Source organism: Pseudoalteromonas sp. CO109Y (assembly GCF_004208935.1).
GTDB lineage: Bacteria > Pseudomonadota > Gammaproteobacteria > Enterobacterales > Alteromonadaceae > Pseudoalteromonas > Pseudoalteromonas shioyasakiensis.
On sequence record NZ_SGPD01000016.1, the window covers coordinates 1 to 12,560 of the forward strand.

General features: G+C 42.8%; 10 protein-coding genes. All 10 read left to right on the plus strand.

Going from position 1 to position 12,560, the window contains the following annotated elements:
• Positions 1–830: 830 nt before the first annotated feature.
• Positions 831–2,267 carry an alpha/beta hydrolase gene (locus EXT43_RS05870; protein ID WP_130166558.1) on the plus strand — a complete coding sequence of 479 codons (1,437 nt, stop codon included), beginning with the start codon at positions 831–833 and terminating at the stop codon, positions 2,265–2,267.
• Positions 2,251–3,123: a hypothetical protein gene (locus EXT43_RS05875; RefSeq protein ID WP_130166559.1), complete on the plus strand. Its 873-nt coding sequence runs from the start codon at positions 2,251–2,253 to the stop codon at positions 3,121–3,123. The genes EXT43_RS05870 and EXT43_RS05875 overlap by 17 nt, the downstream gene beginning before the upstream one ends.
• Positions 3,124–3,331: 208 nt before the next feature.
• Positions 3,332–4,582 carry a hypothetical protein gene (locus EXT43_RS20815; RefSeq protein WP_240701473.1) on the plus strand — a complete coding sequence of 417 codons (1,251 nt, stop codon included), beginning with the start codon at positions 3,332–3,334 and terminating at the stop codon, positions 4,580–4,582.
• 28 nt (positions 4,583–4,610) lie between these two features.
• Positions 4,611–5,987, plus strand: coding sequence for an SH3 domain-containing protein (locus EXT43_RS05885; protein WP_130166560.1), 1,377 nt, complete (start codon positions 4,611–4,613; stop codon positions 5,985–5,987).
• An 8-nt stretch (positions 5,988–5,995) separates the two neighbouring features.
• Positions 5,996–7,108 carry a dipeptide epimerase gene (locus EXT43_RS05890; protein WP_130166561.1) on the plus strand — a complete coding sequence of 371 codons (1,113 nt, stop codon included), beginning with the start codon at positions 5,996–5,998 and terminating at the stop codon, positions 7,106–7,108.
• A complete protein-coding gene (locus EXT43_RS05895; RefSeq protein WP_130166562.1) occupies positions 7,105–7,854 on the plus strand; it encodes a L,D-transpeptidase family protein in 750 nt (249 codons plus the stop codon). The genes EXT43_RS05890 and EXT43_RS05895 overlap by 4 nt, the downstream gene beginning before the upstream one ends.
• Before the next feature lie 80 nt (positions 7,855–7,934).
• The gene (locus EXT43_RS05900; protein WP_130166563.1) at positions 7,935–9,503 is read left to right on the plus strand and encodes a sodium:solute symporter; all 1,569 of its coding nucleotides are present in this window, start codon (positions 7,935–7,937) and stop codon (positions 9,501–9,503) included.
• Positions 9,504–10,415: a BadF/BadG/BcrA/BcrD ATPase family protein gene (locus EXT43_RS05905; protein WP_130166564.1), complete on the plus strand. Its 912-nt coding sequence runs from the start codon at positions 9,504–9,506 to the stop codon at positions 10,413–10,415.
• Positions 10,405–11,340 carry an N-acetylmuramic acid 6-phosphate etherase gene (gene murQ, locus EXT43_RS05910; RefSeq protein ID WP_105174798.1) on the plus strand — a complete coding sequence of 312 codons (936 nt, stop codon included), beginning with the start codon at positions 10,405–10,407 and terminating at the stop codon, positions 11,338–11,340. Before EXT43_RS05905 ends, murQ begins: the two co-directional genes overlap by 11 nt.
• On the plus strand, positions 11,340–12,518 hold the full coding sequence (locus tag EXT43_RS05915) for a DUF1343 domain-containing protein (RefSeq protein ID WP_130166565.1): 1,179 nt from the start codon (positions 11,340–11,342) through the stop codon (positions 12,516–12,518). Before murQ ends, EXT43_RS05915 begins: the two co-directional genes overlap by 1 nt.
• Positions 12,519–12,560: the final 42 nt, after the last annotated feature.

Here is a 12,560-nt window from a genome sequence, read left to right on the forward strand (position 1 = left end):
GCGTAGCTCAGCTGGATAGAGTACCTGGCTACGAACCAGGCGGTCGGAGGTTCGAATCCTCCCGCGTCCGCCACTTTCTCTTTGAAAGTGACATAAACCGACGGAAGTCGGTTTTTTTTTGCCCGCAATTCGCGTAGGAGCGACTTCAGTCGCGAACAACTCACTTCCACGCCACAAATTAAACCCCAAACTCAAAATACAAAAAATGCACCCCGTACGCGTGAAACGTGTTTCAGGCGTATCAAGATGCTGTCGCCATAAATGACGACCTACAGGGTAGGAGCGACTTTAGTCGCGAACATCATGCTTCCACACCACAAATTAAAACCCAACTCAAAATATAAAAAATGCATCCTGTAGGTGTGAAGCTTGTTTCGCGCGTATCATGATGCTGTCGCCATAAATGACAACCTACAGGTAGGAGCGACTTCAGTCGCGAACACCTCACTTCCACTCCACAAATAAAACCCCCAACTCAAAATACAAAAAATGCACCCCGTAGGCGTGAAACTTGTTTCGCGCGTATCACGATGATGTCGCCATAAATGACGACCTACAGGGTAGGAGCGACTTTAGTCGCGAACACCTCACTTCCACTCCACAAATTAAACCCCAAACTCAAAATACAAAAAATGCACCCCGTAGGCGTGAAACTTGTTTCGCGCGAATCAAGATGTAGTCGCCATGAATGATGATCTACACCTCTCACATCTTGCTATCTATCCCAGAATAAGCATTTCTCAATGTTAGGTTCATGCTCATGCATTATTTACATTTAACCGACAAAGGGTACAATCTCGCTAATACAATAATAATTAAACCAATATCCCTTGCGTCTATTTCACTTATTCTTTTTTTATTGCATTTTGCTTGGTTCGTTTGCAGCGCAAAGCGAGCCAGTTGTATCGCAATCAACACCATTAAACCAACAACAAATCCAAGCACTCAAATTTGAATCTCCTATTAAAGCAGATTGGTTGTTTAGTACTTACCAAGAGTCCGTATTTAATTCATCAATTTTGGTCTTAGAGGCCGGTGATAAAATGGCGCCGCCTTTGCTGCTCGTGCATGGTTTAGGCGTATTAGGTATGCAAGATTGGTTTGGGGTTATCCCTGAACTCACTAAGCATTATCATGTTATTGCGATTGATTTACCTGGTTTTTCTCACTCAGAAAGCCCCGAAGGGCGTTACTCTCCTCGCAATTATGCTGCTGTTCTGGCAGAAGTTGTCGATCTCTATATTGCTGAACCAACCACGGTTGTGGGTCATTCGATGGGGGGCGCGGTCAGCCTGTATTTTGCTGGCAAATACCCGGATAAACTCAATAAACTGGTGCTAGTCGACGCAGCGGGTATCTTACATAAAGTGGCATTTATAAAGCCTATCTCCAACGTACCTAAGCCTAATACTAAGCTACCTAAATTTCTCTCAACTAAGTTAGCTCAGCTCAATGATTTTACAACCGGACTCATTGAAGAAGGGGCGATTGATTCATACCTGACAGAGTTATTGCAGCGTAGTGATGGTGCGTGGAAGCTAGTAATGGGTGAAACACCAAATATGAATGCAGCGCTGAGTTTAGTTGAAGAAGACTTTAGCGAGATTGTCAGCAATCTGAAAATAGAAACACATATTATTTGGGGTGAAGAAGATGCGGTAGCTCCATTACGAACTGCAAAAGTATTGAACAGCCAGCTAATCAATAGTGATTTAGCTACTTTGTCTGATGTGGGCCATGTGCCAATGAAGCAACAGCCCAGCCAGTTTTTAGCTTTATTAAATCGTGCATTAACTGGGGAAGTTAAAAAAGCAGCCAGTGCAGAAGTTTCTGATAAACAAATCGAGACATTTCATTGTGAAGATCAGCACAGCCGCGAGTTTTCAGGCCATTACCGTCATATGATCATTGAAGACTGTAATAATGTGTTACTTAAAAATGTGGTTGCTGAATCTATCCGTATTAAAGATTCTTTAGTGAGATTAGAAAGTGTAAGCTTATCAGGGGCTAAACTCGCTTTAAATATTAAGCGTTCTGTGGTTGAACTAACCAATGTCACTATTACGGCACAACAAGGTGTAAAACTGAATGAAAGCCGATTTGATGGTGCTGGTGTGCAAATCAATGCATCTGAGCATGCAATAAGCGTTGTCGATGACAGCAATATTATATTCTCGTTAAGTAGAATCCATAGCCCGATATACCAAGGTTTGGCACATGATGCCATAGAAGTAGAAAAAGGAATTATTGATGACCGCTTTAAATAGCATCCCTTTTGTTAAATTAGCAGCGTGCTCGCTGTTTTGTGTCGCTTTACTAAGTGGTTGCAAATCAACAAAGACTGAGCAACAACAATATGCTGATCTACAAGATAGTTTTAGTTATGAAACGTACAAGGGAGTGTCGAATTCCAGTGTCGATACCATTGCTTATGGTTATAACAAACTGCAAAAAGAACAGTTAGAGCAAATAGGTCCTATTGAGCCAACACTGACTCATGCCATGATGAGCTACATTTTGAGCCTTGGTGTAAGTAAAGATTTTGCAATTGCAGAAAGCGACTTAGCGCTTGCTAAAGCGACTGATATGCGGGGCAAATATTTAGCATACAGTGCTCAGTCTTTAGCTTTTTATAACAAAGGCTGGCGTAAAATGGCTAAACAAAAAGCTGACTTCATTCGCACCGATCCTTTGTTTGCGACAGTGAGCCAGAGCTATCCAAAAGAGCAGCTTATTTCTTATCTCATTATTGGCAGTGTTGCAGTACGTGATGGTGACCTAGCAACAGCACAAAACATGTTTTATGTGATTGGTGAGCAGATTGAAAAACCCTGGTTACCAAGCTTAGCAAAAGCGTTAACGGTAACCCTAAATGGCTCAACAATAGACTCATTAATCATGCTAAAAGATATCAGCACAGATCCCTCTTTAAACGGCTATGAACGTGAGAAAATAGCCGAGCTGATGGATGTTGCGCAAAGCAAATTAAGCGATAAAAAGAAGCGTCAAAAAATCACCCGTATTGCTGACGATTTCTTTCTCGACCGCATTAAGGATAAAAGCTCAACGCTATATCGTGATTTGATCACTGACTTACAAAAATACACTGAGCAAGTTCTGTAATCTCTTTATAAGTTGAGTGTAGTTTCACACTCAACTTTGCCTAAATCCTCACTGTTATAAATCCTTTACGCATTAAAACCGAGTTAATTTGCTTCACGGTCAATTTGTGTTAGATTTAATAAAATATTCCAAAAATAATAACAAGTGGGAATTTTATTTTATGTATGCGAAAGGTGCATATCAAAAACGGCTGGCTATAAGTTGCGGCTTGATGCTTTTGACTGGTTGTGAAGCCAACACAGAAAAAGCCCCATTAACCGACCAACAATACTTTGAGCAAGTAATGTTAGCACCCGCTATTTTGCCAAAAGACTTATCTAATAGCGGCTGTTTATCACTCGAAAATGAAAGCAACCTGCAAGGTTATAAATCAGCGGCTGAGGTTAATTACCAGCAGGCGGGTTGGCAAAACAGAGTTGCGGCCGATTGGCAGTATTTTTTAGCCCCAGAGCAACCGGGCAAGCTACTCCTAATTGATTATCAAGTTCAAGCAGGGCAATTAGCTTACCGGTATTTAAGTGACGGCAGCCACAATGAGTTGTATGAACCTTGGAGTTCATCAAAAATTCAAGCGTTTAGCGGTACGCTGTCAAAAGTAAGGCAAACCCATCCAGAGCTTGGTGCTGCATCTTTTGCCGGGGATACTGCACTCGCCGATTTGATCAGCAGTATTAATAGTTACGAAGCATTTGGCAAAGCCGATGGTAACTCAAATGCGATAGCCAGTTATTTTGTCAATGTGGCAGGGCGCGAATATTTACGTGGGCTTTTTAATGACGGCTGGCTAAAACTGCAGGATGAGCGTTTGTTATTTAACGGCGCATATGGCTCAGAGCAGTTTATGCCATCAGACGAATACTGGCATAACCCTGCCAATAATGAGCTTGATGCAAAGATAGCTCGGTTCAAAGCAAGCAGTGATGATCCTGGCTATTTAGGGTATCGTTGTGAGAGTTGTGGTTTAACGGGCAACAAAGCAATGACCACACTTGCTCAAGCGGAATGGTTAAAACGTCTGGTTAGTCATCGGCGTGAACCAAGTACGCAAATGCCTTATTTACAAGCAAGTGATGTTGATGTGCTACTTAACGGCACAGGTCATACAGATGAACATGCTCAAGTTGGCGGTATGATGGTAGGTATCAGTCATATCGTTACAAATGCATTGGCAAATGTTATTGCGCCAAATGATAGTCGCTCTGCAAAAGAAGTGCTCGATAGCGCAACGAATGGGCAGTGGCGTGTTTGGCAAAAAATTGGTTGGGGGCCAAGTGAAACGCGCTCCACCACAGAAACCGTAATGTTGGCACATGTGTGTTTAGGCAATTACCAAGGTGGCCGTGAGTTTACTTTTAGTGTGCAGCAATCAACTTCGGGGGCCGACGAAGCCAATTTGCCAATAGTCGGTAAGCAAATGCAGCAAAAGTTGCAGCATGCTTTTACAAAATTATTAGATTAACGCGTTCAATAAGAATTAAGGTACAGCTATGCGTCGTTCAATTATCGCTTTATCAATTACTTTAGGTGTTGCTTTTAGTGCACCTATGCATGCTGAGGGTTGGCAATCAGATGTTATCGGGGTCACGCAGTCACAGCTATCGCCCAGCTACTGGCTAGCACAAGGTGCATCGGCAAAAGTGATCATGACAGAGGCGCAAATTGCGGCCTTCAACGAGAAACTAGTAAAAGATAATAAATACATTGTTGATCCTCTGTCATTTCAAAAATCGCTCAGTAAAGACGAGTTAACAAGCGCCATTCATTCAGCAAGTTCAATTCCAAAAAGCCCGCGCTTTTTTACCGATGGCCGCCAACTTACCGCGAAAGACTTTGCCAAATATCAGGAAAACTTAAACCTTAACAAGGTCGTAGATAACAATGAGGTACGTTTTGCTGTAGTCATTAAGCGCACTGCATTACGTACTTTTCCAACTTGGGATCGGGTTTTAAATAGCGGCCTTGATCAAGACTTAGATCGCTTTCAAGAAAGCGGAATGTTTCCGGGCGAAGCGGTTGCTGTATTGCATCAAAGCGCAGATAAAAAATGGTTGTTAGTACGTGCTTACAACTACCTAGCGTGGACGCCTGCAGAAGATCTTGCCTTTGCTGATGCAGATAAAATAAAAGCCTATCGTGAACAAGATGACTTCTTGGTTGTAACCGGTGCAAAAGTAAATACTGCTTATGTGCCAAATGATGAAGGCCTCTCAGAAGTTCAGCTCGATATGGGAGTACGCTTACCATTGGTTGATAGTGAGCAAGTACCTTATTTGCTAAATGGTCAAAACAGCTATGCTAGCCATGTTGTACAGTTACCAACCCGCGATGAGCAAGGCAAACTTGTTATTAAACCGGCGATGATTAGTAAAACTGCCGATGTAAATTTAGGCTACCTAGACTACAACGAACAGAATCTGATTAAACAAGGCTTTAAGTTTTTAGGTGAGCGTTATGGTTGGGGTCATGATTATAATGGTCGTGACTGCACTGGGTTTGTTGGTGAAATTTATAAGAGCTTTGGCCTACTAATGCCTCGTAATTCAGGACAGCAAGGTAGTAGTGAATACGGGCAAAATAATCGCTTTGATAAAAATACTGCGGCAGATGATAAGTTGCCATCGGTTAAAAACATGGCGATTGGCGATCTAATTTATATTCCGGGTCATGTAATGATGTACCTAGGGGAGCATCATGGTGAGCCTTATGTTATTCATGACGTTAAAGGCTTAGGTTATAACAAAGGCGATGGTAGTTTTTATAATAGTGCCTTGAATGGGGTGTCGGTCACGCCATTATTACCACTTAGATTATCTCAAGAAACCAGCTACTTAGACCGTGTTTATAACATTAAGCGTATTCGCTAGAGGCCAATATGAAAATTAAAGCTGTTCGCTTTGCAAAGCTCAAAGTGCCATTAGTTACCCCATTTAAAACAGCACTAAGAGAAGTCAGTTTTATTGAGGATTTAGTGGTTTTAATCGACACCGAATGTGGCCAAATTGGCTATGGCTCTGCGGCCTCAACTCCGGTTATTACAGGCGATACTCATCAAGGAATGATAGCGGTCATTCAGCAGTTTATTGCCCCTAAATTAGTGGGGCAAGAAATCGAAAACATCAATCAGCTTACCCACATTATTCAATCAACGGTGGTTGGTAACAGTAGTGCAAAAGCGGCTTTAGAGTTGGCGGTTTACGACTTGTGGGGCAAGCTCTATAAAGCGCCTTTATATAAGTTACTTGGCGGTGGTAAGTCAGCGCTGAAAACCGATATCACCATAAGTGTCGATAACATAGATAAAATGCTCAGTGATTGTCAGCGAGCGGTTGAGCAAGGTTTTGATGTATTAAAAATAAAAATCGGCAATAACCTTAATCAAGATATTGAACGAGTAAAAGCAATCCATGCAGGGTTTGCCGCTAAGGCGCAGCTGCGTTTAGATGTAAACCAAGGCTGGAATGCAAAACAAACTGTGTTTGCACTACAGCAACTTGAGCAAGCAGGCGTGGTATTAGAGTTGGTTGAGCAGCCAGTAAAAAGCAGCGATATTCAAGGTCTCAAATATATTACTGAGCGAGTGAACACCCCGATTATGGCTGATGAAAGCGCCTTTTCACCGAAGCAAGTAATACAACTTTTAGAGCTTGGCGCAGTTGATATTATCAATATTAAATTAATGAAAACGGGCGGTTTAAGCCGAGCAATTGAGATTGCTAATATCACAGCCCAATACCAAGCAGAGTGTATGATAGGTTGTATGCTAGAGGGCAGTATTGCCGTTGCTGGTGCTGCACATTTAGCCTCTGCCAAAGCGCAGCAAATCAGTAAAATCGATTTAGATGGCCCAGCCCTTGGTCAGTATGACCCAGTTCAAGGGGGCGTTGAATTTAGCGGCCCACAAATACGCTTATCGGATGCCCCTGGTCTTGGCATTGAATCAATAACGGGGCTTGAACTAATTACAAACGGAGTATGGCCAGCATGAAAAAACTAGTCAGTCTTATTGCAGTTATGAGTTTATCGGCTTGTGCCAGCAAAGAATCACCTACACCTATTATTGATAACAGTCATCAGCAGCTCGTCGTGGTGGTAGCCAATGACAGTGATGCCATTGATGCCACTCTTTATCGCTTTGAAAAAACCGCTGGTAGCTGGCAACAACAAGGCCAGCAACACGCGGTGGTACTGGGTCGTACTGGCCTTGCGTGGGGAGTGGGGCTGCATCCTGCACAACCCGGTCAGCAAAAACAAGAAGGCGATGGTAAAGCACCTGCGGGTATTTTTGAGCTTGGTACTGCATTTGGTTATTTAGATTCATTGCAAACGAACCTCAGTTATCAAGCAATGACAGCAAATGATTATTGTATTGATGTGAAAGGCTCACCGTTTTACAACCAGTTGGTTGATAAAGCACAAGTAGGTGAAGACGCCGTAAAAGACTCTTCAGAATGGATGCGTCGTGATATTTACAGTCAAGATAACCTTTATAAAAAAGGCATTGTTGTTAAGCATAACCCAAGCAATATCAATGGTGCGGGCAGTTGTATCTTTATGCATTTATGGCGGGCACCAAGTAAGCCAACAGCAGGTTGTACAGCAATGACAGAAAGCGATATGGATGCGTTACTTGCTTGGTTAGATGAGCGTAAAAAACCGTTATTAGTCAGCTTGACCAAAGCGCAATATCAACAAAAGCAAAGTCAGTGGCAATTACCTAACTTAGCTAAATAAAAATAATAAAATAAAAGTATTTTAATTTTGTCATAATGGTGGAATAATATATTCCATCAAGGTTTGGGTTAGGATAATAAATGAGTGCAAATTACGCTTTTCTCGATTGGCTCGTATTCGCAAGTTACGGTGCAATTTTATTGCTAAGTGGCTGGTGGTTTAATCGCAAACGCGCTAACTCAAGCCAAGATTTTTTTCTAGGCGGAAATAGCATGCCAACTTGGATGGTGGCTATTTCTGTTTTAGCTACTTCGCAATCTGCGGCAACGTTTATTGGTGGGCCTGATCAAGGCTATCAAGGTGATTTTTCATATATTGCGACCAATATCGGTGCGTTTATTGCGGCATTTATTGTATCGGCGTTTTTAATTCCAAAGTTTTACCAGCAAAAAGTGTATACCGTTTACGAACTGCTTGAAAAACGTATCGGACCAAAAGCTAAGCGCCGTAGTGGCTTGATGTATTTATTTGGCCGTGTGTTTGCCAGTGGCGCCCGTTTGTATATGGCAGCGATTGCTGTGGCGATGATTCTATATGGCAATATCGATGCAGATAGTGTGGTTATCGCAACTTTAGTACTGGCGCTTGCAGGTCTGCTTTATACCTTTTTGGGTGGCATTCGCAGCGTTATTTATTCTGATGTACTGCAAAGTATCGTTTATGTGAGTGCAGCTATTGCGGTTATTTGGTGCTTGCTGAATGTTATTCCGGCTGATTTCTCAACCATAATTGCAACTTTGAGTGAGCCAAGTCCTGGTGCAGACTCAAAACTTGCGCTGTTTAAATTTGATTTAGACTTTGGCCCGTCAGGGGTGTTTAACATGGCCTCTGTGTTAACGGGGTTTGTGCTATTAAATATCGCCGCATTTGGTTTAGACCAAGATATGACGCAGCGCTTATTAACTTGTAAAAGTCCAAAAGAAGGCAGTAAAGCGTTATTACTATCGGTAGTGATGGTGATCCCGGTTATGGCTATTTTTATCTTTATTGGTTTGCTGCTTTATATTGTTTATCAGCAACCTGCATTAATGAATAACGAAGCTGGGCAAACGGTTGTACAAGAATTTAATGGCGAAAAAATCACTATCTTTATGTACTACGTATTAAACGAAGTACCAGCCGGGGTTAAAGGTTTAGTCAGCGTGGGTATTATTGCTGCGGCTATTTCTACTTTGAACTCTGGGCTTAGTTCGATGTCTTCAGTCATCGTACAAGATATTTATCGCCCGTATTTAGAAAAACATAACAAGCAAGTAAGCGATCATCACTTTGTAAAAGCGGGTCGTGTAGGGATGGCACTGGTTAGCCTTGCCTTAGCGCTGATGGCTATTCTTTGTTATTTCTGGCAGCAATACAGTGATATGCCATTATTAAAATTTGCGCTAAGTGTCATGGTGTTTTCGTACAGCGGCTTGTTAGGTGTGTATTTTACGACCTTGTTCACCAAACGAGGCAGTGAAGGCTCAGTGTTAGCTGCGCTAATAGCGGGCTTTATGGTGACCTTATTAATGCAGCCGTACATGATTGACTGGCTACTACCCGAATCAATGCGTTTTTACTTAGGCTTTACTTGGCAGCTGTGCATTGGCACTTTGCTTGCGACATTGGTGTGTTGCCTTGGTAAAGCGGCAGACGAGAAGAGTGCGTAAATGGCCGTACGCTATGTTTTAGCCATCGATGGTGGCGGCACCAAAGTGTTAGCAGAGCTAAAAGAGCAGGCAAGTGGCGCGACTTTTCGTGCCCAAGCGGGTTCGGCATCAATTTCGAATGATCTTGATTTAGCGTTAGAAAACATTGTTAAAGTAACCCGTGATGTTTGCCAGCAAAGTGGCGCAGATCCAAGTGAAATTGTCACCGTTATGGGTGTTGCTGGTGGCTCATCGCAGAGCCTTGCAGAGCAATTAACAGTGATGCTCAAGCTGGTGTACGAAATAGAATTTGCCAGTTTGCAAATTACCAGTGATGCAATTACGTCATTATATGGTGCTAATCTTGGTGACCCATGTGTGGTTATTGCCCTTGGCACCGGTGCTGTTGGCGCACGATTAAACGCCCAAAAGCAAACTAAGTTGGTGAGTGGCTGGGGTTTTACCGTTGATGATTTTGGCGGTGGCGGACGTATAGGCCTGATGGCTGTGCAGCAATTATTAAACGATATAGATATTTATGATTTACCAAAAAGCCGATTAACGATTCGTTTGAGTGAGCAGCTAGGATGCACTCGTCAAACAATTAGTAGTTGGCTTAAACAAGCAAAACCCGCGGATTATGCTGCATTTAGCCCGTTGGTGTTTAGCTTACAAAACGACTGTGAGGCGGCAAAAGAGGTATTAACGGAGCACACCCAATCGGTGGTTCGGTTAATAAATAAAAGCCGAGGTAACTCGCCGTTACCGGTGATTTTAATTGGTGGTTTGGCGAAAGTCAGCCAACCGTTATTGCCACTTGCCTTACAAAACGAATTATCTCCTTGTAAGGGAGATTCATTAACTGGTGCCGCCATTTTAGCGGCAAAGCATTACCATGACATTATTGAAAAAGGACAACCCAATGAGCCCTGAGCACGTCTTTAAGCAACAACGTGAGTTACTCGAAGAGTTAAACGGTATTGTCTCTGAAGGACAAAACCCAGACACTTTGGATATCGATCTGCTCAGCTCCACTGAGATCCTCACTAAAATCAATAATGAAGATCACAAAGTAGCGGGTGCCGTGAAGCTTGTGATCCCACAAATTAGTGAAGCTGTCGATCATGTGGTAGAAGCATTTCAACAAGGTGGCAGGTTAATATACATTGGTGCTGGCACCAGTGGTCGTTTGGGTATTTTGGATGCGGTTGAATGTGCGCCTACTTACAGCGTAAGCGATCAACAGGTGCTCGGTATTATTGCTGGTGGTGACACCGCGGTTAAAAAAGCCGTAGAAGGCGCTGAAGATAGTACCACGTTTGCTATTGAAGACTTAAAAAATGCCAATTTAACCAGTAAAGATGTCGTGGTTGGTATTGCCGCCAGTGGTCGTACACCGTATGTTTGCTCGGCAATTGAATACGCTAAATCACTTGGTTGTGTCACTGTGGGTGTCACTTGTAACCCTGATTCAGCGGTGATGCGTTTGCCACAAATTGGTATTTGCCCCGTGGTGGGTGCTGAAGCTGTGACTGGCTCTACACGTATGAAATCGGGCACTGCACAGAAACTCGTACTGAATATGCTAAGTACAGCCAGCATGATCCGCACAGGCAAGGTGTATAAAAACCTGATGGTTGATGTGAATGCTAGTAACGAAAAGCTGCACGCTCGTGCTATTCGTATTGTGATGCAAGCAACAGATTGTACACAGCAGCAAGCAGTGGATGCATTAAAGCAAGCAGAGCAAAGCGCAAAACTGGCTATTTTAATTGTGTTAACCGGAAAACCAGCTCCTGAAGCAAAACAGTTATTGTCAAAAGCGGGTGGCTTTTTACGTAAGGCGGTTGAAGAATAATGCGTTTTTTAGCTGTTTTACTCGTCAGTTGTTTTGCGCTTTTAGGTTGCCAAGAAGCGCCTGAAAATGTGCCTAAAAATGCACAGCCTTTACAGGTTGGCGCAGCCAATTTTCAAGCTTATGTACCTGCATTAACTGGGAAGCGTGTTGGCTTGGTCGTTAATCAAACATCAGTGGTGAATGGCCAACATTTGGTTGATGCATTACTTGATAAAGGCGTTGTGGTTAGCAAAATATTTGCCCCAGAGCATGGTTTTCGCGGTGATCATGACGCTGGAGCTCACGTTAAAAGCACAGTAGATGCTAAAACCGGCATTGATGTTGTGTCGATTTATGGCAGTAATAAAAAGCCAAGCCCTGAGATGCTTGCTGATTTAGACGTCATTATTTTTGATATTCAAGATGTTGGTGTTCGTTTTTACACTTATATCAGCTCAATGCACTACGTGATGGAAGCTGCCGCTGAAAATGGTAAAGAGGTTGTGGTACTCGATAGACCAAACCCGAATATAGCTTATATGGATGGGCCTATCCTTGACCCAAAATTTCGCTCATTTGTTGGTATGCACGAAATACCTGTTTTACACGGTTTGACAGTGGCTGAGCTTGCTCAGATGATCAAAGGTGAAGGTTGGATAAATGACGCTGATAAGCTTAAGCTGAGTGTCGTGCCTGTTGTGAATTATGACCGCACTATGGCTTATGAGCTACCAATAAAGCCAAGTCCTAACTTACCAAATGCCCAATCAATTGCGCTTTATCCATCTTTGTGTTTCTTTGAAGCTACGCCTGTGACTATTGGCCGCGGTACTGATTTTCCGTTTCAAGTTGTCGGTTACTCGCCAGTTAAACTGGGCGAATTTAGTTTTACGCCTAGGGCGATTAAAGGCGCTTCAATGCACCCTAAATTCAAAGGGGTCGAAGTATTTGGTCAAGACTTACGAGATGCTGATATTCATGGCCTAGATTTAAGCTTGTTTATTTCGGTTTATCAAAAGCTAAGTGCGAATGAGCAAACGTTTTTTGAACGCGCTGATTTTATGGATAAACTTGCAGGGACTGATAAATTGCGTTTAGCCATTGAAGCAGGCCAAACTGAGCAGCAAATAAAGCAAAGCTGGCAAGCCGACTTAAGTGCTTTTAAACGCAAGCGCTCCCCGTATTTGCTGTATCAATAATAACTAGTTAACTTGTTGAATAAGAACGAGGCACTTGCCTCG